The sequence below is a fragment of the Paraburkholderia sp. UYCP14C genome, assembly GCF_004197395.1.
In the GTDB taxonomy this organism is placed as follows: Bacteria; Pseudomonadota; Gammaproteobacteria; order Burkholderiales; family Burkholderiaceae; genus Paraburkholderia.
This window is the reverse complement of the sequence record NZ_SELS01000049.1, coordinates 14794-40093: the sequence shown is the minus strand read 5'-3', so window position 1 is coordinate 40093 and position 25300 is coordinate 14794. Positions and strand designations below refer to the sequence as shown.

Below are 25300 nucleotides of genomic sequence, written 5' to 3'. Positions count from 1 at the left end.
CCCAGCATGTCCAGCACACCGAAAAATCCGTCGACACGAAGCACCGTATTCGGCATCGTACGCACGCAGCTGCTGCGCATCTGCCGCGAGCGTCGGCGCGACTTCAACACCGAGATTCGCCTCGACAGTTCGCTGATCGCCGATCTCGGCCTCGACTCGCTGTCGCTCGTCGAAGCGGTGGTCGCACTAGAGGAGGCGTTCGGCATCGAGCGTCTGCCTCTGGAAGCGTTGAACGAAGACCGCGCCGACGCGCATTTCACGGTCGGATCGCTAGTGGACCTGTGCATGCGTCATGCCTCGGTCCGTGTAGCCGCCGATCAAGGGATGCGCACATGAGCTCGCGCCCTTCGCTGGCCACCTCGCGTTCAATACGTGGCCGGCTTGTCGCCGCGGCAGCCGCTTTCGGCAACGCGCTCGGCCGCATGCCGCTGGCGGCCGAAGCGACGCCGATCGCCGGCGCGCTTGTCTGCTCGCTGCTGTTATACGGACGGATAGCCGGCGTCGCCATTGAACCGGGCTGGCGTGTGCTTGCGGGCCTTGCGTCGTTTTTCCTGCTGTTCGTCCAGCTTCGCCTGATCGACGACCTCGACGACATCGAGCGCGACTATCCCGCAGGGCGCGCGCTGCTGGCGCGACGCGAGACACGACGCACACGCCTCGTCGCCGGCCTCGCGGCCACCGCGATCCTGCTCGTTGCGCTGAACCTCGGCATGGGGCACGCGAGGACCGCCGCCGGTACCGCGACCGCACTGGCCTTCGCCGCGCCGTTCGTTTTCAAGCGGCTGTTCGCGACCCGCCCGCTGCTGTGCTTACCCGCTTTCGAGGGCGCACCCTTCGCGATCTTCACCTACGGCTATTCCCTGTGGCGTGACCTGACTGGGCGCGAACTGAGCTTCGAAGTCGTGGTGTGTGTAGCGGGTCTGATGTGGACCGGCTACGAGTTCTGGAAGTTTTCGCGCAAGGTCGGCAGCACCGCGCTGCAGCCGTATCACCTGCCGGCGCGCGGAATCCGGATCGCGCTGAATGCCCTGCTGATCCTGGCGCTCGCCCTCAGCGTGGCGCTCTCGCGCCTGGCTGGTCTGTCGCCAACGTATTCGATCTACGCCGCGGCGCTGCCGCTCGTATGGCTCGTCTGGCTCAACGCGAGCTGGCCGGGCCCCGCGAGCAAGCCGGGCCGGCCACGCTGGGCTGGCACGCGCTTCGTCGTCGCCGTCCAGCTCGGACTGCTGGCCGAGCTTCTTCTCAAATGACACGCAACCCTGGATGGTCACCCACGATGGATAAGCACGTTCTCGTCACCGGTGCGCGAGGTCTGCTGGGCGCCGAAGTCATCGCCCGGCTGACGGCAATGGGGTACCCGGTCGTCGCATTCCTGCGCTCCGAAGGACCGGTCGTCCGCAACGACGGCACGCCGCTCGCGGCAACGACGTATGACGGCCACACACCTGCAGCCGGAAGCTTCGCCTGTGTGCGGGGCGACGTCGCCGAGACCCGCCTCGGGCTCGATGAGCACACCTACGACGCACTGCGCGCGACAACCGGCGCGATTGTCCACTGTGCCGCGTTGACCAGCTTCGGGCGCAAGCCCGAGGCCTACGAGGCGATCAACTTTCGCGGCACCGAGCGCATCGTCGAGTTCGCGCAACCAGGCGGCGACGCGCCGATTCCGCTGCTCTACGTGAGCACCGCCTACGTTTGCGGCGAGCGCCCCGGCGTGTTCAGCGAGGACGATCTCGACCTCGGCCAGCGTCTGGGCAACCCGTATGAGCAGAGCAAATACCGCGCGGAACAATCGGTGCGAGCGGCGATGCGCGGCGGTCTGCCGGCCGCCGTGCTGCGCCCGTCGATCATCGTCGGCGATTCGGCGACCGGCGTGATCCGCAAGTTCGACACGCTCTACACCGTGGTGCGCCTGACGGCCGCGGGACTCGTGCGCACGATGCCCGGCGACTACGGCGCGACGCTGAACATCGTGCCGATCGACTGGGTCGCCGACTGCGTCGTCGAAGCGCTGGCGAAGTTCCCGCTGGTGCGCGGACGCACGCTGCATCTGACCTCGGGCACGCCGACGACGCTGCGCGAAATCAACGACGTCTGCGCGGAGTTTCCGTCGTTTCACGTGCCTCGCTATGTGCCGCGGCACGTGTTCGACGCCGCCGCGATGAAACCGCTCGAGCGTCGCTACTACGACGAGGTCGTGAAACTTTACGAGTCGTACCTGACGCGCCAGGTGCGCTTTGCACGCGACGCGACCGCCGCGATCCTGCCCGCCCTACCTCGCGCGACGGGCAAGACGCTGCTGCGCAGAATCTTTCGTTACGGCATCGCGGCGGGCTATTTCGTGCCGCGCTCGGCTTGACGTTCAGGGAGCCTAACCATGTTGATGACTGATCCGATGCTCGCCGATCTCTGGCAAAAAGCGCGCGCCGCGCTTGGCGCCCAGTTCGAACAGCGCGCACCGAGCGCCGTCTTTCTCGAAGGCTCGATCGCCGAAGGCTTCGGCAACGAGCGCTCCGACGTCGACTTCGTCGCGATCGTCGATAACGGGCTCGAGCCGGCCACGATGCCGTACATCCTGTTCATCGATGGCCGCCGCATCGAGGTGAGGTTGCTGAGTCCGGTGCGCCTGCGCCGCGAACTCGCGCAGGTTCGCGCAGCGCTCGGCAAGGGCCGCCGCGCGGTCGCACGCCTGTCGTGGAATCTGCTCGAACGCTGCCAGCGTTTCATCGGCGCACTGCCGATCGACAACCCGGCGTTAATCGAAACGCTGCAGGCCGAACTCGGCCGCGAGGCGCTGTGCGAGGCGGTCGCGCTGTGGTTCGAGGATTTCGCGCGCCAGACCGGCCGTTATGCGGTGGCGATGTTCGCGCTCGGCGAGCCCGACTACGCCCGCGCGTGGATCAGGACCGCCGCGTTTCATGCGGCGAAGAGTCATGTGGCGCGCCTCGGCGAGTGCTACATGAGCCCGAAGTGGCTGTCGCTGCAACTCGAACGCGCGAGCGTCGACGCGAACCTCGTCGGCCGTCTGTGGAACCTGCTGCACGCGTCGCGCGAGCAAGGCGCCGAAAGCGCGTTGCTCGCCGCGGGAGTCGCGCTGCTCCGTGAGTTCGGCGTCAGCGGTGTGAACCTCGTGGCCGACAACGTGCTGATCGGACCAGGCAAAGACACAACGACCTGGCAGATCGGCGAACGGGTCCACGTGCTGCGAGGCAACGATGTCTTTGCGCTCGACAACGAAGCGGCCCAGGTCTGGCGTGCAATCACCTTCGACACGTCATGCACGGCCATCGCGAGCCGTGGCGACGCGCAAGCTGCCGGCCGGCAGCTTGCGCTGATCGCCGACTTCAGCCGGCTGGGCCTCGTCAGCCTGCGCTGGAAGGGCGGCGGCGAAATCCACGCGCGTCAGCAGGCGACCTCGACGCCGGTGTCCCGCGCGCCGTTGATCTCGATCGACGGCGCGCGCCTCGCGGCCGGCCGCGAGTCCGGTGCCCAGTTGCTGCCGATGCCCGCCGGGCGCTTCGCCGAAGCGGGTCTCGAGATGGTCTGGGCCAACATCGGTCTCGAGAACGCGCGCGAGGACGCCCAGGGCGCACTGCAGCGCGGCCAATGGAAGGTGCTCGAGTACGCGCTGCAACGGATGATGCAGACCGCCTGCATGGTCACGCTCGGCGCGCACGGCGTGACGCCGCAGTCGACGATGGAAGAAGCGACGCTCGACGCGATCCGTCTGCTGCCTCTCGATGCGGCGCTGATCGACGGCATCCGCGAACTCGAACAGTGCGCGATCGGTACGGCAAGCGATGCGCAGCGCTACGTCGCACTGGCCGATGAGCTCGCGCAGCGTCTGCGCAACCTCGGCGGCGACCCGCAGTTTCCGGCGAGCTTCGATACGGCGTCGGGCTGGCGCGGCACGATCCACGCCGCCTACGACTGGATCAACCTCGGCGCGCATCTGCACGCGCGCTTTCCGCAGACCGCTCACGGCGGGCGCGGTACCGCCGAGGAAGCCAGAGATCTGCTCGCTTCGTCGAGCACCTGAGCAACGGGAACCTCAATGAAATTCGACACCATCACGCCCGCTCACGGCGAATTCGATATGGCCGGAAGCAGCGTTCCACACGAGACCCACGCCGCGAGCAGCAGCGCCGGCCCGGCGGCCTCGCCACGCGTGATCCTCACCGCGGCGAGTCCGGCCGACGCCATCGAGCGGCTCGCCGGCAACAAGGGAAAGTCGCTGCATCGGCTGGCGAATCTCGGCGTGCCGGTGCCGCACTGGGCGATCCTCGGCACCGACTGCTTCGCGGAGTTCCGCCGCGACGGCGGCCTCGATCAAACCATCGCCGCGCTGCTGCGCGACTTCACAGCTGAGAACGCCGACGCAATCGCGAGCGCGATCCGCGAGGCCGTGCTGACGTGCGACATGAGCGCCGCGTTGCGCGCCGACATCGCACGCGCGCACGGCATCATCGGCGACGGACCGCTCGCGGTGCGTTCGTCCGGCGTCGAAGAAGACAGCGCGAGCTTCTCGTTCGCCGGCCAGTTCGACACGTTCCTCGACGTGCGCGGGCTCGACTCGACGCTCGAACACGTGCGCCGCTGCTGGGCTTCCGCGTATTCCGAGCGCTCGCTGCGCTACCGGCATCAGCACGGACTCGATATCGCCGGCGCCGGCATGGCCGTGATCCTGCAGCGCCTCGTTCAGGCCGACACGAGCGGCGTCGTGTTCACGATCAACCCGGCCAACGGCAACCGCGACGAACTCGTGCTGAGCGCCGTCTACGGGCTCGGCGAGGGACTGGTGTCGGGCGCGGTCGACGCCGACACGATCACCGTGGACCGACACACCGGACAGCCCAAGCAGGTGGTGATCGGTGAAAAAAGCGAGCGTCACGACGGCCGCGAGATCCATGAGGTGCCGGCCGCGCTGCGCGATTCGGCGGCCCTTTCCGACGACGAGATCGAGCGCGTCGTGGCGACAGCCCTAACGCTCGAAAGCACGCTCGGCGAGCCGCTCGATATCGAATGGTGTATTGCCGAGCACCAGCTGTGGATTCTGCAGGCGCGCCCCGTCACCACGCCGATCGCCGCGGCCCCATCGCGGACCGGCGACTTCCAGCTGTGGGACAACTCCAACATCGTCGAGAACTATCCGGGCGTGACCACGCAGCTGACCTTCACCTTCGCGCAGCACGTCTATTCGCAGGTGTTTCGCGAGTTCTGCCGGCTGCTCGCGATTCCGCACAAGCAGCGGCGTGAGATGGACAGCTTCCTCGGCTCGACGCTCGCGTTCCTGAACGGCCGCGTGTACTACAACCTGCTGCACTGGTACAAGCTTTCCGGACTCGCGCCGTTCCAGAACCTCGGTCGCAAGATGATGGAAGTCCAGATGGGCGTCGACGAGCCGCTCGATCTGGCGAGCTTCGCCGCACAGATCACACCGTACAAGGCCGGCTCGCGCGCCGGGCTCGCCTGCATCCGCGCGTTGAGCGGCACGAAGTTCGCGTCGCACTTCGCGCGTCTGGAGCGCAACGTCGAGCGCTTCCGCGCGTTCTTCTATCCGGTCTACGACGAGTTCAACGCGCTCGACTATCGCGCGCTTGCCGCGGACGCCGTCTATAAGCACTACTGCCGCTTCGAGCAGGCGCTGCTGGCGCGCTGGGGCATGATGATCGTGCTCGAATCGGCGATCGGTCTCAGCTACGGCGTGGTCCGTCGCCTGATCAAGCGGTGGATCCCCGACGCGCCCGAGTGGCTCGAAGTGGCGGTGATCGGCGGCATGGACGACATCGAGTCGATCGAGCCGGTCCGCAGGCTGGCCGCGATCGCGGACGCCGTGCGCGCGCAGCCTCAGGTCGAAGCGTTGATCCGCAACACGCCGTCAGCCGAAGCGTATGCAGCGCTGCGCGGCTGCGGCGCGCCCGAAATCGTCGCCGACGTCGAGCGCTACCTCGCCGACTTCGCGTACCGCAGCAACAACGAACTGAAGCTCGAAGAACCCGATCTGCGCGAAGACCCGGGCGTGCTGTTCGATATGTTGAAGGCCGCGCTCGCGCATGGTGCCGCGTCGATCGATCGCACCGCCACCGAAGCGCGCATCGATGCGTTGTTGCATGAGCGGCTCAATCCGCTGCAGCGCTGGATCTTTGCCCGCGCGCGCGGTCGCGTGCGCGCCGCGATCCGCGCGCGCGAGACCGTGCGCTTTTGCCGGTCGCGCGCGTTCGGGGTCGCGCGCCGGATGTTCCGCGCGATCGGCGAGGGTCTTGCCAGCGACGGCGTGCTGGCGACGGGCCGCGACATCTTCCATCTGCGCCTCGACGAAATCCGGGGCTGCTTCGAAGGCACCATCTCGCACCGCGAACTGCGCCCGCTCGTCGAGCAGCGCAAGCGCGACGACGCGGTCTGGCGCGACATGGACGACCTTCCACCACGCTTCGTCACGCATGGCCCGGTTGCGGCCTGGCTCAACAACCCGGCGAACCTCGCCGCGCTGCGCGCGACACCCGCTGTCGCGGCCGGCTCGACCCTGCGCGGCACGCCCTGCTCACCGGGCTTCGCTGAGGGGTGCGCGAAGGTCGTGCGCGAAGCAAACGAGTTCGACGGCGGCATCCTCGTCACCTATCGGACCGACCCCGGCTGGGTTCCGGTATTCGCGTCGGCGACCGGGCTCCTGATCGAGCGCGGCAGTCCGCTGACTCATGCCGCGATCGTCGCACGCGAAATCGGCATCCCGACCATCGTCCAGATTCCAGGCCTCACCACACGCGTTCAGTCTGGCATGCAGCTCAAGGTCGATGGCCACAGCGGCGTAATCGAGCTGCCCGAACTGCCCGAGCCGACCTGAAACGAATTTGCCTACCCGCTGACCATTGAAACCGCCCCTGAAGGAAACCGCCATGTACCTCCTGCTCAACGATCGTCGCGACATGCCCCATCTGTGGCTCTACATCGAGTGCGCGCTGATATTCATTCCCGCCGCGGCCGGCTTGTATTGGCTCGGCCACTTTCCCTGGTGGCTTGGCGTGGCCTACGTGCTCGTCTGGAACATGTTCGGCGACCGCTTCACGATGAGCTACCACTGCACGCTGCATCGGCGCCTCTTCCGGAAGCAGTACCACGCGCTCGAGATCCTGCTCGACTGGGTGCTGTGCCCGTTTTTCGGCCAGACGCCGGGCACCTTCTATGTCCATCACATGGGCATGCATCACATCGACGACAACCTGCCGGACGATCTGAGCTCGACGATGCGGTATCAACGCGATAGCGTAGCCGGCTTTCTGCACTACTACCTGCGTTTCGCGGCACTGGTCCCGGTCGAGTTGAGCGCCTATCTTTGGCGCTCGCGCAATACGAAGCTGATCCGGCAACTGCTCGTCGGCGAGGTCGCGTTCTACACGGCGATTGCCGCCGCCGCGTACTGGAACCTGCGGGCCACGCTCGTCGTGTTCGTGTTCCCGTTCGTCTTCGTGCGGCTGATGATGATGATCGGCAACTGGGTGCAGCACGCATTCATCGACCCCGATCATCCCGACAACCCGTACACGAACAGCACCAATACGATCGACTCGCGTTTCAATGCGCGCGTGTTCAACGCCGGCTATCACATCTACCACCACGTCCGCAAAGGCACGCACTTCAGCGAGCTCACGAAGGAATTCACGACGAACCTCGAGAAGTACGGTCGCGAGGACGCGGTGGTGTTCGATCGCATCGACATCGCGCAGATCTGGCTGCTGCTCGTCACGCGCCAGCACCGCAAGCTCGCCACGCATTTCGTGCGCTTGCCGGGGGCGCCTGAGCGCAGCGACGACGAGGTGATCGCGCTGCTGCGTCGCCGTCTGCAGCCGATCCGCGACTGGCGGCCCGTCGCCAAAGCGAGCGCCGCGCCCGTGGCGCCTGCCAAGTAAGTCGCGAAAGCCACGCGCATCACGCAAGTCACGCAAGGCACGCGCGTCATGCGCTGCCTTGCCCGATCACCGAAGCCCGATTACCTGACCGAGGACCCGTCACCATGGACCAGACGCTAGTCGATGCCGTTTCAGCGCTGCCGCGCGGCGACGCTCGAGGCCTTCGCTTTGTCTCCACGCACGGCGACGAGCACTACTACCCTTACGAGGCGCTCGAGCGCGAAGCGCGCAACCGTGCGAGGAGGCTCGCGGCGCTGGGTCTGAACAAGGGCGACCGCATCGCGCTCGTGATCCTCGACCCGGAAGCGTTCATTCTGAGCTTCCTCGGCGCGTCGTTCGCCGGTCTGGTCCCGGTACCGATCTTTCCGCGTGGCAGCCTGAACTTCAGGACCCGCGCGCGCTACGCCGAGACCGTCAGTCACATCGTGCGCTCGGCCGGCGCGCGGATGCTGCTCACGTCGAACTCGACGACAGAGACCATCGCGGATGTGCTGGCCGCCGACACCGGCCTCGAACGCATTGTGACCGTCGAAGCGCTGCTCGAAGGCGAGCCGCCCGCCTGCGATTTGCCCACTGTGCATCCCGATGACCTCTGCTTCCTGCAATACACGTCGGGCAGCACGTCGCTGCCGAAAGGCGTGATGGTCACGCATCGCAATCTGGTCGCGAATGCCGAAGCGTTCCTCGGACCCCGCGGCATCGATCTGCATGAGCAGGACGTCTATGTCAGCTGGCTGCCGCTGCACCACGACATGGGGCTCATCAGCGTGCTCGGCGCACTGATCTGCGACTTGCCGAGCGTGCTGCTGTCGACCGAAGCGTTCGTGCGCCGGCCCGGCCTGTGGATGGAGGCGATCACGAAGTACCACGGCACGATCAGCTTCGCGCCGAACTTCGCGTACGCGCTCGCCGCGCGCCGCACCCGCGACCAGGACCTCGAAGGCCTTGACCTGCGGCGGCTGCGGGTGGCCGGCTGCGGTGCCGAGCCGATCAACGCGCAAGCGCTGCGCCAGTTTAGCGAGCGCTTCGAGCCGGCCGGCTTTCGCGCCGAAGCGCTGCTGCCGTGCTACGGGATGGCCGAAGCGACCCTCGCGATCACGTTTCACGACCACGGCCAGCCGCTCGTCACCGACGTCGTCTACGCGGCCGCGCTGGGGCTCGGTCGAGCAATAACGGCCGCGCGCGACACCAGCTTGCGCACGATCGAACTGGTCGGCTGCGGCCATTGCTTTCCCGGCCACGACCTGCGGATCGTCGACGAATCCGGGCGAGAGTTGCCCGAACGCTGCGTCGGCGAGATCGTCACGCGCGGGCCCAGCATCACCGTCGGCTATTACGGCCAGGCCGACGCGAGCGCCAATGCGTACCGCGACGGCTGGCTGCAGACCGGCGATCTCGGATACGTTGCCGGCGACCAGCTCTATATCTGCGGCCGCAGCAAGGATCTGATCGTCATTCACGGCTCGAACCACTATCCGCAGGACATCGAATGGGCGGTGGCCGAGTTGCCGAGCGTGCAAAGCCGCGGCGTCATCGCGTTCAGCGTGATGCGCGACGGCGACGAGACGCTGGTCGTCTGCGCCGAGGGCAAGCCCGCGGAGGCCACGATGTTGCGGCGTGCGATCGCGCAGAAGGTCGCCGAATGCGCGGGCCTGCAGGTCGGTCACGTTGCGATCGTGCAGGCGGGCAGCTTGCCGCGGACCTCGAGCGGCAAGGTGCAGCGCCGCCGGACCAAGGCGCAGTTCGAAGCCGGCGAGCTGGAGGAACACTCGTGAGCATGCGCTGGCGCGAGATCCTGCTGACGCTGTCGGGCGCACTCGCGCTCGCCGCCTGTCACGCGAAAGAAGCCGAGGTGACACCGCCGCGTCCGGTCATCGCGGTGGTCGTGCATCGCGACAGCAAGCCCGTGCTCGCGACGCTGCCTGGCGAAGTCAACGCACGCTATGCGACGCCGCTGTCGTTTCGCATCGCGGGCAAGCTGATCGAGCGGAAGGTGCGTCTGGGCGATACGGTCGCGGCCGGTCAGGTGATCGCGCGGCTCGATCCCGACGACGCGCAACGCGGCCTTGCGGGCGCGCAGGCCCAATTGATGGCGGCGCAGCATCGGCTCACCTTCGCCGAGCAGCAACTCGACCGCGACCGGGCGCAGGCGCAGGAACAGCTGATCTCGACGGCGCAGCTCGAACAGACTCAGGACGCGTATGTGGCAGCCACCGCGCAGCGCGATCAGGCGCTACAACAGTTCGCGCTGCTGAAGAATCAGACGCAATACACGGTTCTCACGGCGGACCATGCCGGCGTCGTCACCGCCGAAGATGCCGATACCGGGCAGAACCTCGCGGCGGGACAAGCGGTCTACCACCTCGCCTGGTCCGGCGAGGTCGATATCCTCTGCGACGTGCCCGAGAGCCTGCTGAACGCGCTGGCGGTCGGCAGCGCGGCCAGCGTGTCGCTGCCGGCCGTCACGGACAAACGCTTCACGGCGCACGTGCGGGAGCTGTCGCCGGCCGCGGATCCCGGTAGCCGCACCTATCGCGCAAAGCTGACGCTCGATGCGCCGGGCCCCGAGGTCCGCCTCGGCATGACGGCCACCATCACCTTCGCCGACGCGTCCGGCGAAGCGCAAGCGGACGACCCGATCACGCTTCCCGCCAGCGCGCTGTTTCACGACGGCAACGCGCCGGCCGTCTGGGTGGTTCGGCCCGGCGACCATGCGCTGGAATTGCGCAAGGTCCAGGTTGGCCGCTACGACGACCGCACGATCTCCGTCTCGCGCGGCCTCACCGACGGCGAGCGCGTGGTGCTGCAAGGCGTGCATACCGTCAGCGCCGGCGAAACCGTGCGCGCGGTCGCACCGTTGCATCCAGAGGACTTCGCATCATGAGAGCGCTGTTCGGCCAAGGACCCGGTGAACCGGGTGAATCCGGTGGACCCGGTGGAGCGGGAGGAGCGGGCGCACCGCGGCGTCCGCCGGCGGACGATACCGGCCGCTTCAATCTGTCGGCGTGGGCGATCCGCAACCAGGCGCTGGTGATCTTCGCCGTCGTGCTCGCGACGGTGTTCGGCGTGCTCGCCTATTCCCGGCTCGGACAATCCGAGGATCCGCCGTTCACGTTCCGCGCGATGGTGATCCGGACTTTCTGGCCCGGCGCGACCGCTCGCCAGGTCGAGGAGCAGGTGACCGACCGGATCGGCCGCAAGCTCCAGGCAACGCCTCATCTCGACTATCTGCGCAGCTACTCGCGTCCCGGCGAATCGCTGATCGTCTTCACGATGAAAGACTCGGCGCCGGTGAGCGAGGTGCGCGAGACCTGGTACCAGGTGCGCAAGAACATCGGCGACATCGTGGATACGCTTCCGCCCGGCGTGCGGGGGCCGTACTTCGACGACGAGTTCGGCGACGTCTACACGAACATCTATACGCTCGCGGGCGACGGATTCTCACCGGCCCAATTGCACGACTATGCGGACGAACTGCGCAGCGTGCTGCTGCGTGTGCCCGGTGTCGCCAAAGTCGATTATTTCGGCGACCCCGACGAGCACATCACGATCGAGATTCCCAACGCGCAATTGACGCGGCTCAGTATCACGCCGCAGCAACTCGCGCGGGCGATCAACGCGCAGAACGCGGTCACGCCGAGCGGCACGCTGACCACCGCGTTCGATCGCGTATTCGTGCGTCCCAGCGGCCAATTCACCGACGTGAAGGCGATGGGCGACACGCTGATCGACATCAATCACCGGCTGGTTCGTCTCGGCGACATCGCCACGATCAGGCGCGGCTACGACGATCCGCCGGTCTCGCAGGTGCGCACTGGCGGGCGGCCCGTGCTCGCCATCGGCATCACGATGCAGGCCGGCGGCGACGTGATTCAGCTCGGCAAGCTGCTCGACGCGCAGACCGCCCAATTGCGTGCGCATCTGCCCGCGGGGCTGGAGCTCGCCGAGGTGTCGAGCATGCCGCACGCGGTCTCGCAGTCGGTCAACGGCTTTCTGCGGGCCGCCGCCGAAGCCATCGTGATCGTGCTGGCCGTGAGCCTCATCTCGCTGGGCTGGCGCGCCGGCGTGGTGGTGGCAATCTCGATCCCGGTCGTGCTGGCGGTCACCGCGCTATGCATGGACGGGTTCAACATCGGCCTGCACAAGATCTCGCTCGGCACGCTGGTCCTCGCACTGGGCCTGCTCGTCGACGATGCGATCATCGCGGTCGAGATGATGGCGGTGAAGCTCGAGCAGGGATGGGGGCGCGCGAGAGCCGCGGCATTCGCGTACAGCAGCACCGCGTTTCCGATGCTGACGGGGACCCTCGTCACGGTGGCGGGCTTCCTGCCGATCGCACTGGCGAAATCGGCCACCGGCGAATACACGCGCTCGATTTTTCAGGTGTCCGCGATTGCGCTGATCGCTTCGTGGTTCGCGGCGGTCGTGCTGATTCCATTGCTCGGCTATCACCTGCTGCCCGAACCGAAGGACCCCGCACGCGAGACGCCGCCTCGGCGCGCGCTTCGCAAGCTGCGTCGGCGTGAGAACGCGCAGACGCGCCGGGCGCCGGCGGCGGCGCTGCGCGACACCGGCTTTCAGCGCCGCCTGCGCGACTGCATCGGGTGGTGCGTGAAGCGGCGCCTCGTCGTGCTCGGCGTCACCGCTGCGCTGTTCGTGGTCGCGCTGGCTGGCTTCGCGCTCGTGCCGCAACAGTTCTTCCCGAGCTCCGAGCGTCCCGAGTTGCTCGTCGACATGCGGCTGCCCGAAGGTGCGTCGTTCGAAGCGACGCTGCGCGAAGCCGCGCGCCTCGAAAAGACCCTGGCCGGCCGGCCCGAGATCGATCATCTGGTCGACTTCGTCGGCACCGGCGCACCCCGCTTCTACCTGCCGCTCGACGTCCAGATGCCGCAGCCCAACTTTGCGCAACTCGTGATCACCGCAAAGTCCGTCGAGGACCGCGCGAAGCTCGAACGCTGGCTCGCGAGCACGCTGCAAAACAGCTTTCCCGCCGTACGTGCACGCGTTTCGCCGCTGCAGACGGGTCCGTCGGTCGGCTATCCGGTGCAGTTTCGGGTCAGCGGCAGCGACCTCGCCACCGTGCGAGAGATCGCGGAAAAGGTCGCGTCGACGATGAAAGCCGATGCCCGCACGACGGGCGTGCATTTCGACTGGGACGAACCCGGCGAACGCTCGGTGCGCTTCGAGATCGACCAGCAGAAGGCGCGCGAGTTGGGCGTCACGTCGGAAGACGTGGCGAGCTTTCTCGCGATGACACTGTCGGGCTATACGTTCACGCAGTACCGGGTCCGCGACAGGCTGATCAGCGTCGACCTGCGCGCGCCGCAGCGTGAGCGGGTGAACCCCGACGAGATCGTGAACCTCGCGATGCCGACGCCGAACGGCCCGGTTCCGCTCGGCACGCTCGCCCACCTGAACAACGAGCTCGAATACGGGGTGATCTGGGATCGCGACCGTCAACCGACGATCACGGTCCAGGCCGACGTGCGCGGCAACGCGTTGGACCTCGACGTGACCCAGGCGATCGATCGGACGCTCGCGCCGCTGCGCGCATCGCTGCCGATCGGCTACCGGATCGAGACCGGCGGCGCCGGCGAGATCAGCGGCAAGGCGCAGGCGTCGGTGATCGCGCAGCTTCCGCTGATGCTCGTGGTGGTGCTGACGCTGCTGATGATTCAACTGCGCAGCTTCGCACGCGTGCTGATGGTCGTGCTCACCGCGCCGCTCGGGCTGATCGGCGTGGTCGCCGCCCTGCTGCTGTTCGGCAAGCCGTTCGGCTTCGTGGCGATGCTCGGCGTCATTGCGATGTCCGGGATCATCATGCGCAACTCGGTGATTCTCGTCGATCAGATCGAACGCAACATCGCCGCGGGCCAGGGGCGCTTCGATGCGATCGTCGGCGCCACGGTCCGGCGCTTCCGGCCGATCATGCTGACCGCAGCGGCAGCCGTGCTCGCGCTGATTCCGCTGCTGCATTCGGCCTTCTTCGGCCCGATGGCGACCGCGCTGATGGGCGGCATCACGGGCGCCACCGTGCTGACGCTGTTCTTTGTCCCCGCGCTCTACGCGACCGCGTTCAAGGTGCGGCACTTCGAACGCGGTGTGCGCACCGCGACCCCGACCATCGAATATACGTGGAGCTGATCGTGGGCACAGACTGCAACTCAGTTGACGGACCGGCGCTCGCGAGCGCGCCGCATTTCACTGACGCGCCGGGTCGAGCGCGGACAGCGGCGATTTACGGCTGGCGCGCGGCGATCGTCGCGGCAGCGACGATCGCCCTCGGCGCATGCTCGTTCGGTCCGAACGGCGAGCCGCCGGCGATGCCCTCGCCCGCCCATTACGGCGTCGAGCCGCAGCCCACGCAAACGGTCGAAGCGCTCGGTGTCGCGCAGCGTTTCACCACCGGCGCGCAGCCTGTGCCGCAATGGTGGAAGCTGTTCGGTTCGACGGCGTTGAATGACCTCGTCGACGAAGGCTTGCGCAACAGCCCGACGCTCGCCGCCGCCGACAAGCACCTGGCCGCCGCGCACGAGCAACTGCGGGCGCAAATGGGCGCCACGCTGCTGCCGTCGATCGATCTGGTCGGACAGGCCTCGCGCGGACGCGATCTCGGCATTCCGGTGCCCGGCGGCCCGAATACGCTGCTCTACAACGAGTTCATCGGCGTGGTGCAGGCGCAATATACGTTCGACCTGTTCGGCGCGGTGCGCAAGGCCAACGCGGCGCGCGCCGCGCGAGTCGACTTCGATGCGTATCAACGCGAAGCCGCACGGCGCGCACTGGCCACCAACATCGTCACGGCGACGATCGAGGCGGCGGTGTTGCGCGCCGAGATCGATGCGACCGAGCGATTGATCGCGCTTGCGGGCAACCAGGTTCACGATACCGAACGGCACTACCAACTCGGATCGCTGACACGCGGCGACGTGACGACCGCGCGGCAAGGCGTCGCCGCGCTCGAGGTCAGCGTGGCCGACCTGCGGCAACGGCTGACGGTGACCAGACATGCGCTGGCGGTGCTGCTCGGCCGCACGCCCGACGCCGCACCGCCCGAGCCCGATCTGGCGAGTCTGCACTTGCCGCAGGACCTGCCCGTCGTGCTGCCATCGGACCTGTTGCGGGCGCGGCCCGATATCGCGGCCGCCGAGGCGTCGCTGAAAGCCGCCGCGGCCGACGTCGGCGTCGCGACGGCCCAGCTTTTTCCTAGCCTGACGCTGAACGCGTCGATGGGACAAGGCGGGTTCAACTGGCCGCTCGCGCTGTCGGGCGCCGGCGCGATCTGGAGCATCGCCGCGACGATGTCGCAAGCGCTTTTTCATGGCGGCGCGCTGGTCGCCCAGCGGCGCGCGGCAATCGACACCTACGAGGCCACCGTGTTCGAGTACAAGCAGACCGTGCTGGCCGCGTTCGAAAACGTCGCGGACACGCTTGCGTCGCTCGAACACGACGCGCAGGCGCTCGACGCCGCGAGCGGCGCGACGCGTGACGCACGCGAAGCGTTCGACGATGCCACGTCGCGCCACCGGCTCGGCGCGCTACCCGCTGCATCCGCCCGCGTCGGCGAGCAGCAGTACGAAGCTGCGAGGCTGGAAGAAGTCCGCCTGATCGGCCGGCGTCTGGCCGATACCGCGACGCTGTTTCAGGCGATGGGAGAGTTGCCGGCGGGAAGCAACGGGGCACCTGAGCACCTGGCCGGAAAATGATCGGCCCCTCCCGATGCCGCGCTTGCGTTCAGCCCGCGGGTACCCGGGGAACGCCGACAAGGTACGTGAGACCGAGCGGTGACCCCTGCACCGGGTGCGTGCCGATGTCCCATTCGAAGCTCTGCTGGTCCGGGATGCTCGCCACCATCTGACGCATTTCGTCGGGATTGTAGATGCGCAGCATCGACACGATGCCGTCGAACAGACACAGCAGCGGGATAGCCGGCAGCACGTAGGTGAGCGCGAGGCGCGACCAGCGAAACGGCCGGATCAGCGGAGTCATCGCGAGCATCATCAGCGGCATCATCAGGATGAACACGATCCCGAGCAGCCGGTGGTCGGCTCCCTCGACGACGACGATCGCGCGGCGCTTGATCACCGCGTCGGCGAGAATCGCCCGCGCATCGTGCGGCCGAAAATGGTGGAACGAGTTGAACATCGTGCGCACGCCGTCGAATCTCGATGGCACGTCCATCGCATCCACCGGTTCGCTCACGTAAGTGACGCGGCCGGTCGCCCCGGCGGAGATCCGCTCGTACGCGGCGCGATTGGGATAGAAGTCCGTCAACTGCACCGTCACGTTGCCGGACTTCGCGAGCAACGGTGCAAGCGATTGCCATGGGCCGCCGCCGCCCGAGCACAGATCGACGATCTGGTCGCTGCCGACTCGCCGCATCGCGTCGCGCAGCTTGACCTCGATGACGTTGAAGCCCTTGAAGGAATTAGCCACGAAGTGCAGCCAGTCGGTGCCGCCGTCACGGATCGCCCGTGGGCACCACGGCTGGTCTTCGATTTCGAGCAGATGCAGGCGTCGCATGATCATGCGGGCAACCGAGGTGACTGAAGACCGGCGGATTCCATGACGTGTCCTTGCAGGGTGAGACCAGGTGGACAGAGAAGACCTTCGCGCTAGACCCGACGTCTGCCGGGCTTGGCGAGCGGCAACGTTGTACCGAAGTTAAACGAGTCAATGCGCGGACTTCTTAACGACGTCAGTCGACTATACGCTGAGCCGCACGGCGGCGGATCCGACGACGTCGGTAGTTCGCATCCTGCATAATGACCACCCATGAGGACTTACCCGCATCATCCGCCGGACGGCGGCCGGGAGACGAGCGATGTACGACGATAGACCGCCGCCGCGGCGGGTGACATATGAGAAAGGGATCCGGATCGGTGGCCCCGGCTGGTTCGGGCGGTTGCTGACCGTCGCGCTGAGCGCGATCCTGTTCGTGGTGGCCGCGATGCTGTCGATCGTGCTTTTCGCCGTGCTGTTCGCGGTAGGTCTAGTCGTCGTCGGCTATCTGTGGTGGAAGATGCGCGCGTTGCGGCGGCAGACGGTCGCGTTTGGCGACGACGGCCGGACCGTCGACATGGAAGTCGTTCAAAAGGACCCGCTGGACGACGATCCCGCGAAGCGCTGACGTTTGACTGCGCGCGCGGCAGACGTTGACGTGACCCGTCTTGCGCGACTCTCAGGCGGGCGCAATGTTCTGATTCATGCGGAAGAAGTTGTCAGGATCGTACTGGCGTTTGACGGAGGCCAGCCGCGCATAGTTGTCGCCATAGGCTTCCTTCACGCGTTCATCGCCTTCATCACCGAGGTTGTTTGCATAGACGCCTCCGCACGAATACGGCCTTAGCGCTTCCCATATGCCGCGCGCCCATTGGACGTTCACGGCGTCTTCGGCTGTTTCGTCCCAGATCGCGACCGGAAAGCAGTCAAAGCAGGCGTCGCGATGCTGATAGGCGGTCGCGGACCCGGCGACGCGCGCAATGGCGCCCCCTACATGCTGAAACACCAGCAGCGATGACAGCGAAGGCGAACGTTCATAGGCGCCCAATATCGCGTCGATCGCGCCAGCGTCGATCTCTTTCATGAACTGCGCTTTCCAGTAGTACCTCCGGCCCCGCGGAAACACATCGTCGCCCCCTGATTGAATCTGGAGATAGGGCAAGCGCTCAAGGCGGCAGTCGATGGGTGAGCCGAACTCCATCAGCGGCTCGAGAACCTGTCGACCGGACTCGGGCGCGCCGACATAGCAAGCCGATATGCTGAAGAATCGTTCGCCGGAAGGATTGGTGACGAATGCGGCATCCGCGCTTACCTCATCCGGCGCATTGCGCGCATACCGATCATAAAAGCGCAATGCGGCGCGTGCCTGCTCGAATGGGTATAGCAAAGAGCAGACGAGCAACTCGGGATTCAGCGGGTGAAGCCGTAAGTAAAGAGCCGTCGCGATGCCGAAGTTGCCGCCACCGCCCCGCACAGCCCAGAACAGGTCGGGATGTTCGCTGTCGTTCGCCAGGCGTTTTTGCCCGTCCGCAGTAACTATTTCGACGGCGACGAGGTTGTCGCAAGTCAAGCCGTATTTACGGCCAAGCTTGCCGAACCCGCCGCCCAAGGTCAGGCCGGCAAGGCCCGTGTCGCTGATGACACCGGTTGTCGTCGCGAGGCCGTGGGCCATCGTGGCCCGATCGAACTCACCGAGATTGAGGCCAGCCTCCGCGCGCACCACCTGCCATTCAGCGTCGACGTCAATCTGCTTCATCCGCGAGAGGTCGATAACCATGCCGGCATCGCAGACCGAAAGCCCCGCCACGTTGTGACCGCCGCTGCGCACCGCAACCCGCGAATCAATCGACCTGGCGAAGCGCACCGCTGCGACCACGTCGTCGGCGTCGGCACAATAGACGATCATCGCCGGCCGCTTGTCGACCGTCCCGTTCCACACCCGGCGCGCGTCGTCGTAGTCCGGATCGCGCGGCATGACCAGCGTGCCGTGAAGCGTGCCGCGCAATTGCTCGAACTGACGCGAGGCGGCGTGGCTTTCGCCCCTCAAGAAGTGTAACGACGCTGTTTCGGTGCTCATCGTGCCTCCTTCGTGCTCGCTGGCGCTGAAGCCGCGATTCAAGGTTCGGTCGCTTGATGGTTGCACTTCCCACGTGTCGAAGCAAAATGAAAGAATTCAGCTTTCAGATGAGAAAACTTCATCTAGACTGAACAGATGCGAAAGTTGCCTCCTCTGCGTTCGCTGCAGGCGTTCGAGGCGGTTGCGCGGCATCGCAGTTTCAAGGACGCCGCGCAAGAACTCAACGTCACGCCGACGGCCCTGAGTCACCAGATCCGCACGCTGGAAGATGCGTGTGGCCGGCAACTGTTCGCGCGTCGGCCGCGACCCATTCGACTCACCGCTGCCGGACAACTGCTGTATCCGGCGCTGCGTAGCGGATTCGATTCGTTCGCGGATGCACTCTCCACGGTGGCGGAAATGGGCGGCACGATCGCGCTACGGATCACTAGTCCGAACGCCTTCGCGAGTCGCTGGCTGGTTCCGCGGCTGTCGCAATGGCACGCGTCTCACCCCGATATTCCGCTGCAGATTATCGGTACCGATGCGGTCCTCGACCTGGACGCGGGCGAAGCAGACGTCGCGATACGCTACGCACACGCGGCGCCGAAAGGTCTGGTATGTACAGAGATCGCGCGAGATGCGTTCTACCCTGTGGCTAGCCCCGCCCTCCTTGGGGCAGAAAACACCCGCCCACTTGCGGCGATGGACCTGCTTCGATTTCCTCTGATCCATTACGAGTGGACGAACGGTGATCCCGACGCGCCTTCCTGGCCGCGCTGGTTTTCTGCTTCGGGTGTTCCGTTATCCGCATTCACGCCTCTTCGCAGCAAGCGTGATTTGAGCTTTCGGGAAGAACTCCATGCGATTGACGCTGTGCTTGCCGGCCAAGGCATCGCTTTGTGCAGCGACATCGTTCTGGAGCGGGCATTGCTGAGCGGAGCGCTCGTGAAAGTGCTTCCCTTCGCGTTGCCTGGTTACGGCTTCTATGTCGCCCATCTCGCGGAGCATGCGACGTCGAGTGCAGTTCGCACCTTTGTACAGTGGGTCGCCTCCGCGCAACGCGCTTAGGAGCGGCCAGTCAAGAGCCGATATTCGAACGACGGCAGACCGACTCGCTTCCATCGGAAAACAGGCAGGTGCCGAGTAAATCGGCGTGCGCTTCTCAGTTGCACTCATGCTGCAAGACTGCCGACGAATTGCCTGACGCTGGCCAGCACGGCTTGCTGGTCGCCCGCGAAAGCCCAATGATCGGCGCCGTCGAGTTCGACGTATCGCGCCTGTGCGATGTGGCCGGCAAGATGCCGGCCAGCGCCGATCCGAACGGCGTGGTCGTCGCGCCGGTGCAGCACCAGAGTCGGAGTGGAAATCCGCGCCAACAGATCCCGCACATCCATATCGCGCAACGCCTCGAGCACGCCCTTGATGGCTCCCGGGCTCGACGCGGCCCGCAGCAAGCCCGCCCACCAGGCTCTCGTCTGCGGATCGCGAGCCAGGCTCGGTGCGAACGTTTCGATGCCCGCAGGCCCGCCCCAGGCTGCGACGAGTTGCTGGAGCCACACGTCATACTGGCTGGCCTGCAGCGCGTGCGGATAGTCGGGCGTCGCGCTTCCTTTTGCCAGTGAGCCGAATAGCACGAGGCCGGTGACTCGATCGGGGTGATCGGCGGCAAATTTGATGCATGCCGGTCCGCCCTCCGACGCACCGAACAGCACCACCCGGCGGCTTCCGGCGGCGTCCAGCACCGTGCCGATGTCCTGCGCGGTTGCGTCGACGCCAGGCTTGAACCCGACACGGTCGGAAAGCCCGATGCCGCGACGATCGAGCAGGATGAGCCGGCCCATCTGAGCGAGAGAGGACAGGAACGCCCGTAACCGGGGTTCCTCCCAGATCCGTTCGACGTGCGACACGAAACCAGGCAGCAGCAAGATATCGATGCGGCCGGCGCCGTAAGTCTGGAACGCGAGATGGACGCCGCCGCTGCTGACGTAGCGCGTCGGTGGCGGGGCCTCGATGGGCAACGTGGTGGTGGCGCTCAGCAGCGCGCGGGTCTCGGTTTCGGGCGCCACATCGAGCGCGTCGCGAAGGCGCTGGGTCAGGGCATCGAAGTGACGCTCGGCCGTAGCCCGGTCCCCGGCGAGCAGGAGATTGCGGATCAGGTGCCGCGCGTACGCTTCGCTCAGTGGATCCATCTGAACGAGACGGCCGGCGTACTGAGCCGCAGCCGCGTAGTTGCCGGCCGCATGACTGTCGTGCACCACCCGTTCCAGTGTGTGGATCGCCCGGCCGCGCAACGCCTCACGTCGAAAGAAAGCCCACTCGTCGAACTGCGGGCAATCGCCAGGCGAAAAACCCTCGAGAAAGTCGCCGGAATAATGACGGCATGCCCGCTCAAACTCGCCGGCGTCACAGGCTTGCTCGAACAGTTGCGAATCGATTTGCAGGTCGATCGCTGACGACCATCTAAGCGTCGACCGGTCGGTGATGAGGACGTCGTCGCCCAGCGTGAGCTGCAGGCGGTACATGAGGCGCCTCAGCCGCACCCGCACCACATCTTCTGCGCTATCCGGCCACAACATCGTCGCGACGACGTCACGCCCGACCGGGCCCTTCGCTTCCGCCAAATAGACCAGCAGGGCCACGCCTTTGCGCAAGCCGATCGGACACGGCTCGCCGTCCCGACGGATCTCCGGAAAGCCAAGCGTCCGTACGCTGAACAGATCCATCGCAATGCGACCCTCCATGACGGCGTCCAGGGGACGCTCAGGGGACGCGTCGATCCTACCATGCACGTCAGACGATCATTGCTGCTCTCATTGCGGCGGATCGCACTGGAGGATTTGCCATGAAGAACCTGGGTAAGCATGCGATCGTGATAGGCGCCGGCATGGGTGGGCTGCTGGCCGCACGCGCGCTGGCGGATTTCTATTCCACCGTGACCGTGCTCGAACGCGATGCGTTTCCGGCAGCGGACACCTGGCGCAAAGGCGTCCCGCAGGGTCGTCACACGCACGGGCTTCTTGCCCGCGGCAGCGCGGTGCTCGAGGAATTCTTTCCCGGCTATAACGACGAGGTCGTCGCGCAAAGCGGCGGGTTGCTCGGCGATGTCGCCAACGATGTGCGCTGGATCGGTCACAACGTCACGCTTGCCAATGGCAAGAGTGACCTGATCGGCCTGCTTGCGAGCCGTCCCGTGCTCGAAGGCCATCTGCGCCGGCGGCTGCTGGCACTGCCGAACGTGCACGGGATCGAGCATTGCGCGGTGCGAGGGCTCGTCAGCGACGCCGCCCGCGAACGCGTGACGGGTGTGCGCATACATGCCGAAGGCAGGCCGGAAGAAACCGTCGACGCGGACCTTGTCGTCGATGCGACGGGACGCGGCTCGTCCAGCGCGATGTGGCTCGAAGAACTCGGCTACCAACCTCCCGTCAGCGAGAAGGTCGAAGTTGGCATCGGCTACACGACCCGCACCTATCGACGTCGATCGACCGATCTCGACGGCAAGCTCGGCATCATCGTCGCCGGCAGTGCGCCGACCTGGCGGCACGGCGTGATCCTCGCGCAGGAGGGCGACAGCTGGATCGTCAGTACCGGAGGGGTTCTCGGCGACGAGGCACCCGACAACGACGAGGGCTTTCTCGCGTATCTGGCGACGCTGCCGACCATGGAGATTCATGACATCGTCGCCGGAGCGGAGCCGTTAAGCGGCTACAGGCGCTACCGCTACGTCCACAGTTTGCGCCGTCGGTACGAGACGCTTGCACGCTTTCCCGGGAACTACCTGGTTTTCGGTGACGCCCTCTGCAGCTTCAATCCGGTCTACGGACAGGGCATGACGGTCGCGGCGCAGGAGGCGTTGGCGCTGCAACGGTGCCTCCTGTGTGCAGGCTCGAACGGGCTGGCACGGCGGTTCTTCAGCGAGGCCGCGAAAATCGTCGACATCGCATGGGACATCGCGGTTGGCAACGACCTTCGCAATCCGCTCGTGAAGGGGGCGCGGCCGCCGATGCGGCGTTTCATCAACTGGTACATCGGCTGCCTTCACGTTGCCGCGACCCGCGACAGCACGCTGGCCACCGCGTTTCTGAAGGTAGTCAACCTGATGGTCCCGCCGCCGTCGCTGTTGAAGCCGGCCATTGCCTGGCGCGTCTGGCGAGGCAACCGGAGGGCTGCGGTACCGCTTTCTCGCCTGCAATCGAGCGAGCCGCCTGATAACAAGCGTATTGAACTGACATAAGCTGGGTAAGTCGAGCCATACCTGCATTCGCGAATCCGAGCGGGTGCAGTTGTTCTCAAGACGGGCCGTTCCGTCGAAGCTGGCAGTGGTCACTGCGTCAAAAGGAGTACGACATGATTGGTGTATTCGTTACGTTTCGCTACGGCGACAATTTCGATGAACGAGCCGTGCGGACGATCGCCGAGACTGCACGCGCAAGATTCGAGGGAATGCCCGGGCTACGTTCAAAGGCTTTCACGCTCAATTCCGCAAAGCGTGAAGCCACGAACTTCTACGTTTGGGAATCGGAAGACGCAGCCAGGGCGTTCTTCACCGATGAGCTCCTCGATCGGGTAACCGGTCTCTACGGTGTACGCCCTGACGTCGAGTTCGTGCAGATTGCGGCGCTAGTGGAAAACGTTCGGGCGTGATGTCGCCTCGCGTCGTGGGTAGAGAAACGGGCACGTCGAAGAGCAGCGGCGCACGCCGAAATCCGGAATTGCCACCTCTGCCTTCGACCGCACTCACCGGCGTTCCACGACGACTTCGAGATACTCGCTCGGCAGCACAAGTGTCGCGTCGCGCGACTGATTCCGGCTGTCGATCAGTGCCGTCAGATCGGCAAGGAACGCCGCCTGTCGCTCACCTTCGAGCGCCGCAAAAGCCTTGTTCATCGGCCCATAGAACGCGCGGAACACTTCAATGAAATGTGCCGGCGAACGATAGCGGAACGTGAAGTCCCGGCTGCTCGCGTTGATCTTCCGGGCGCTGCCGCCGAACAACGCTTCCAGGCGCGCCATCGTGCCCCACAGTGCTGGCGACTTCACGCCTGCCGGGGGCGGAAGATACTTGCCGATCGTCCTGAAGAGCTGCCCAATGAAACTCTCCGGGGTCCAGTTGGCGAGCCCAATGCGTCCGCCGGGCTTGCAAACACGCGCGAGCTCGGCTGCGGCTTTTTCCTGATCGGGCGTGAACATCACGCCGAAGGTCGACATCACGATGTCGAACGAGGCATCCGCGTAAGGCAGCGCCTCAGCGTCCGCTTCCTCGAACTGCATCGTGAGTCCTTCGGCTTGCGCGCGCGCACGACCTGAGTCGAGCAGCGAGGCCACGTAGTCAGTTGACGTGACGTCGCACCAGCGGCGGGCGGCAGCAAGCGACGCGTTACCGTTGCCTGCCGCGACGTCGAGCACGCGACTGCCGGCGCGCACGTCGAGCGCTTCGCAGAGGTTCTCCCCGACAATCTGCAGAGTGGTGCCGACCACGGCGTAGTTGCCTGTCGCCCAGGCTGCCTGTTGGCGGCCTTTGACGGCCGCGAAGTCTGCAATGGGTGCGGACACGGAATCAACAGTGGACATATGCAACTCCTGAAAGCGCTGGAGATATGCAACTGCGTCGTTGCGCTACATATCGGGTGGCGCCGCGAATTCGTACTGCCATCGCGCCCGCGCGGCGGTCGGACCAAGGAATCGTGATCATGGAACGTGGCGGCTTGTCCTGTGACGAACTCTGCCTGAGCAAGGCCGTCGTCGTCTTGCCCGCGCGTCGATTTTTCTTGATCAATCGTCCACTTTTAGCTGTTAGGCGCTTCATGAGCCCGACAGCATGGCGGCGAGACTCATCGAATCGAAGTATCCAGAGCGTGCGGCCCCTGACGCAGGCGCTTCATGATGAAGTTCGTGCAGGTGCGTAGCTTGGGTGAACTCTGCAGTTTGGCGGCGGTGACCGCCCACACGTTGGCCTCCTGGCGATACTCGGGCAGGATGCGCTGCAACTTTCCGGATTTGAGCGCGGGGGCGACGTCCCACCCGGCCAGCAGAATGATGCCGTGCCCGGCCAGCGCCCAGTTGCTAACGATGTCGCTGTGATTGGAACCGATGGGCCCCGTTACCTTCACCGCTTCCATCCCGTGCGGACCTTGAAGTCGCCAGACACCGAAAGTCTGGTGCCGCTCGCGATAGAGAAGGCAGTCGTGGCCCGCGAGTTCGGCTGCCGTCTTCGGCGTACCGCGTCTGGCGAGATATTCGGGCGCGGCGCAAAGCACCCGCGCGTTTTCGACCACGAGGTGCGTCACCAGGTGTGGTTCTGACACCTCGCCCATCCTGATGTCGATGTCGAAGCCTTCGGCAAGTAGGTCAACGCGCCGGTCCATCAATTCGAGCCAGATTTCCAGCTCAGGATGTTCGCGATGCAGCGCCGCCAGTATCGGAGACAGATGATTGCGCCCTAGACGGAGGCTGGAACTGATTCGCAACTGGCCCGATAACCGTCGGTCCGTTCGCGACACGCTGTCATTCAACCCATCTGCCGCTTCCAGCACCCGGCGCGCCCACGCGTAGGCCGCCTCACCGGAATCGCTGATTCGAACGCGTCGGGTCGTCCGGTGAAACAGAGTGACACCTAGCGCCCGTTCGAGGTCCGCGACCCGCTTGCTCACATAGGCCGGAGAAATCCCCAGTTCGGTAGCTGCTGCGACGAAACTCGAGCGCCGAGCCACTTCGCAGAAGACTTTGAGGTCGATGAGGTCCCAATCATTGTTCACGATTTGGAATGATTGAAGTGAATGATGCACGCATTGTAGACGCATCGGTTGACTTTATTCTCTGCTCCAGGACGAAGCCG

General features: G+C 65.7%; 19 protein-coding genes. 14 read left to right on the top strand and 5 right to left on the bottom strand.

Annotation, left to right across the window (positions count from 1 at the left end):
• Window positions 1–6: 6 nt before the first annotated feature.
• From EVC45_RS32505 to EVC45_RS32460, 10 genes are all read left to right on the top strand, one after another.
• Entirely contained in the window at window positions 7–336 is a 330-nt protein-coding gene (locus EVC45_RS32505; RefSeq protein ID WP_129962264.1) for an acyl carrier protein, read from the top strand.
• Window positions 333–1250: a hypothetical protein gene (locus EVC45_RS32500; RefSeq protein ID WP_129962263.1), complete on the top strand. Its 918-nt coding sequence runs from the start codon at window positions 333–335 to the stop codon at window positions 1248–1250. Before EVC45_RS32505 ends, EVC45_RS32500 begins: the two co-directional genes overlap by 4 nt.
• A gap of 26 nt (window positions 1251–1276) precedes the next feature.
• On the top strand, window positions 1277–2359 hold the full coding sequence (locus tag EVC45_RS32495; RefSeq protein ID WP_129962262.1) for an SDR family oxidoreductase: 1083 nt from the start codon (window positions 1277–1279) through the stop codon (window positions 2357–2359).
• Window positions 2360–2377: 18 nt separating this feature from the next.
• The gene (locus EVC45_RS32490; protein WP_129962261.1) at window positions 2378–4039 is read left to right on the top strand and encodes a nucleotidyltransferase domain-containing protein; all 1662 of its coding nucleotides are present in this window, start codon (window positions 2378–2380) and stop codon (window positions 4037–4039) included.
• A 15-nt stretch (window positions 4040–4054) separates the two neighbouring features.
• The gene (locus EVC45_RS32485) at window positions 4055–6841 is read left to right on the top strand and encodes a phosphoenolpyruvate synthase (RefSeq protein WP_129962260.1); all 2787 of its coding nucleotides are present in this window, start codon (window positions 4055–4057) and stop codon (window positions 6839–6841) included.
• 52 nt (window positions 6842–6893) lie between these two features.
• On the top strand, window positions 6894–7904 hold the full coding sequence (locus EVC45_RS32480; protein WP_129962259.1) for a fatty acid desaturase: 1011 nt from the start codon (window positions 6894–6896) through the stop codon (window positions 7902–7904).
• A 104-nt stretch (window positions 7905–8008) separates the two neighbouring features.
• A complete protein-coding gene (locus EVC45_RS32475) occupies window positions 8009–9679 on the top strand; it encodes a fatty acyl-AMP ligase (protein ID WP_129962258.1) in 1671 nt (556 codons plus the stop codon).
• Window positions 9680–9681: 2 nt separating this feature from the next.
• Complete coding sequence (locus EVC45_RS32470; RefSeq protein ID WP_129962288.1) at window positions 9682–10788, top strand: efflux RND transporter periplasmic adaptor subunit; 1107 nt, start codon at window positions 9682–9684, stop codon at window positions 10786–10788.
• Window positions 10785–14048 (top strand): efflux RND transporter permease subunit, encoded by a 3264-nt coding sequence (locus tag EVC45_RS32465; RefSeq protein WP_248295347.1) that lies wholly within the window; start codon window positions 10785–10787, stop codon window positions 14046–14048. Before EVC45_RS32470 ends, EVC45_RS32465 begins: the two co-directional genes overlap by 4 nt.
• Window positions 14039–15610, top strand: a complete 1572-nt coding sequence (locus tag EVC45_RS32460; protein WP_129962257.1) for an efflux transporter outer membrane subunit — start codon at window positions 14039–14041, stop codon at window positions 15608–15610. Before EVC45_RS32465 ends, EVC45_RS32460 begins: the two co-directional genes overlap by 10 nt.
• 28 nt (window positions 15611–15638) lie before the next feature.
• Here the strand turns inward: EVC45_RS32460 and EVC45_RS32455 are convergent, their stop codons facing one another.
• Window positions 15639–16433 (bottom strand): class I SAM-dependent methyltransferase, encoded by a 795-nt coding sequence (locus tag EVC45_RS32455; RefSeq protein ID WP_248295345.1) that lies wholly within the window; start codon window positions 16431–16433, stop codon window positions 15639–15641.
• Between the two features lie 295 nt (window positions 16434–16728).
• On the opposite strand from EVC45_RS32455, the gene EVC45_RS32450 reads away from it, so the two are divergent.
• Window positions 16729–17034 carry a hypothetical protein gene (locus tag EVC45_RS32450; RefSeq protein WP_129962256.1) on the top strand — a complete coding sequence of 102 codons (306 nt, stop codon included), beginning with the start codon at window positions 16729–16731 and terminating at the stop codon, window positions 17032–17034.
• Between the two features lie 51 nt (window positions 17035–17085).
• Here the strand turns inward: EVC45_RS32450 and EVC45_RS32445 are convergent, their stop codons facing one another.
• A complete protein-coding gene (locus tag EVC45_RS32445) occupies window positions 17086–18483 on the bottom strand; it encodes an FAD-binding oxidoreductase (RefSeq protein ID WP_129962255.1) in 1398 nt (465 codons plus the stop codon).
• Between the two features lie 135 nt (window positions 18484–18618).
• On the opposite strand from EVC45_RS32445, the gene EVC45_RS32440 reads away from it, so the two are divergent.
• Window positions 18619–19533 carry a LysR substrate-binding domain-containing protein gene (locus tag EVC45_RS32440; protein ID WP_129962254.1) on the top strand — a complete coding sequence of 305 codons (915 nt, stop codon included), beginning with the start codon at window positions 18619–18621 and terminating at the stop codon, window positions 19531–19533.
• A gap of 104 nt (window positions 19534–19637) precedes the next feature.
• Here the strand turns inward: EVC45_RS32440 and EVC45_RS32435 are convergent, their stop codons facing one another.
• The gene (locus tag EVC45_RS32435) at window positions 19638–21188 is read right to left on the bottom strand and encodes an alpha/beta hydrolase (RefSeq protein ID WP_211193510.1); all 1551 of its coding nucleotides are present in this window, start codon (window positions 21186–21188) and stop codon (window positions 19638–19640) included.
• A 119-nt stretch (window positions 21189–21307) separates the two neighbouring features.
• On the opposite strand from EVC45_RS32435, the gene EVC45_RS32430 reads away from it, so the two are divergent.
• Together EVC45_RS32430 and EVC45_RS32425 are read left to right on the top strand one after the other, a co-directional pair.
• Window positions 21308–22699 (top strand): NAD(P)/FAD-dependent oxidoreductase, encoded by a 1392-nt coding sequence (locus EVC45_RS32430; protein ID WP_129962253.1) that lies wholly within the window; start codon window positions 21308–21310, stop codon window positions 22697–22699.
• A gap of 113 nt (window positions 22700–22812) precedes the next feature.
• Entirely contained in the window at window positions 22813–23109 is a 297-nt protein-coding gene (locus EVC45_RS32425) for a YdhR family protein (RefSeq protein WP_129962252.1), read from the top strand.
• 93 nt (window positions 23110–23202) lie between these two features.
• Here EVC45_RS32425 and EVC45_RS32420 read toward each other — a convergent pair whose 3' ends face one another.
• Together EVC45_RS32420 and EVC45_RS32415 are read right to left on the bottom strand one after the other, a co-directional pair.
• Window positions 23203–24036: a class I SAM-dependent methyltransferase gene (locus EVC45_RS32420; protein WP_129962251.1), complete on the bottom strand. Its 834-nt coding sequence runs from the start codon at window positions 24034–24036 to the stop codon at window positions 23203–23205.
• Window positions 24037–24296: 260 nt separating this feature from the next.
• Window positions 24297–25265: a LysR substrate-binding domain-containing protein gene (locus tag EVC45_RS32415; RefSeq protein WP_129962250.1), complete on the bottom strand. Its 969-nt coding sequence runs from the start codon at window positions 25263–25265 to the stop codon at window positions 24297–24299.
• Between the last annotated feature and the right edge of the window lie 35 nt (window positions 25266–25300).

What these genes read in the sequence shown, in the direction of transcription:
- EVC45_RS32505 (WP_129962264.1), top strand. Translation starts at nt 7, where the DNA reads ATGTCCAGCACACCGAAAAATCCGTCGACACGAAGCACCGTATTCGGC.
- EVC45_RS32500 (WP_129962263.1), top strand. Translation starts at nt 333, where the DNA reads ATGAGCTCGCGCCCTTCGCTGGCCACCTCGCGTTCAATACGTGGCCGG.
- EVC45_RS32495 (WP_129962262.1), top strand. Translation starts at nt 1,277, where the DNA reads ATGGATAAGCACGTTCTCGTCACCGGTGCGCGAGGTCTGCTGGGCGCC.
- EVC45_RS32490 (WP_129962261.1), top strand. Translation starts at nt 2,378, where the DNA reads ATGTTGATGACTGATCCGATGCTCGCCGATCTCTGGCAAAAAGCGCGC.
- EVC45_RS32485 (WP_129962260.1), top strand. Translation starts at nt 4,055, where the DNA reads ATGAAATTCGACACCATCACGCCCGCTCACGGCGAATTCGATATGGCC.
- EVC45_RS32480 (WP_129962259.1), top strand. Translation starts at nt 6,894, where the DNA reads ATGTACCTCCTGCTCAACGATCGTCGCGACATGCCCCATCTGTGGCTC.
- EVC45_RS32475 (WP_129962258.1), top strand. Translation starts at nt 8,009, where the DNA reads ATGGACCAGACGCTAGTCGATGCCGTTTCAGCGCTGCCGCGCGGCGAC.
- EVC45_RS32470 (WP_129962288.1), top strand. Translation starts at nt 9,682, where the DNA reads ATGCGCTGGCGCGAGATCCTGCTGACGCTGTCGGGCGCACTCGCGCTC.
- EVC45_RS32465 (WP_248295347.1), top strand. Translation starts at nt 10,785, where the DNA reads ATGAGAGCGCTGTTCGGCCAAGGACCCGGTGAACCGGGTGAATCCGGT.
- EVC45_RS32455 (WP_248295345.1), bottom strand. Translation starts at nt 16,433, where the DNA reads ATGATCATGCGACGCCTGCATCTGCTCGAAATCGAAGACCAGCCGTGG.
- EVC45_RS32450 (WP_129962256.1), top strand. Translation starts at nt 16,729, where the DNA reads ATGTACGACGATAGACCGCCGCCGCGGCGGGTGACATATGAGAAAGGG.
- EVC45_RS32445 (WP_129962255.1), bottom strand. Translation starts at nt 18,483, where the DNA reads ATGAGCACCGAAACAGCGTCGTTACACTTCTTGAGGGGCGAAAGCCAC.
- EVC45_RS32440 (WP_129962254.1), top strand. Translation starts at nt 18,619, where the DNA reads ATGCGAAAGTTGCCTCCTCTGCGTTCGCTGCAGGCGTTCGAGGCGGTT.
- EVC45_RS32435 (WP_211193510.1), bottom strand. Translation starts at nt 21,188, where the DNA reads ATGGATCTGTTCAGCGTACGGACGCTTGGCTTTCCGGAGATCCGTCGG.
- EVC45_RS32430 (WP_129962253.1), top strand. Translation starts at nt 21,308, where the DNA reads ATGAAGAACCTGGGTAAGCATGCGATCGTGATAGGCGCCGGCATGGGT.
- EVC45_RS32425 (WP_129962252.1), top strand. Translation starts at nt 22,813, where the DNA reads ATGATTGGTGTATTCGTTACGTTTCGCTACGGCGACAATTTCGATGAA.
- EVC45_RS32420 (WP_129962251.1), bottom strand. Translation starts at nt 24,036, where the DNA reads ATGTCCACTGTTGATTCCGTGTCCGCACCCATTGCAGACTTCGCGGCC.
- EVC45_RS32415 (WP_129962250.1), bottom strand. Translation starts at nt 25,265, where the DNA reads ATGCGTCTACAATGCGTGCATCATTCACTTCAATCATTCCAAATCGTG.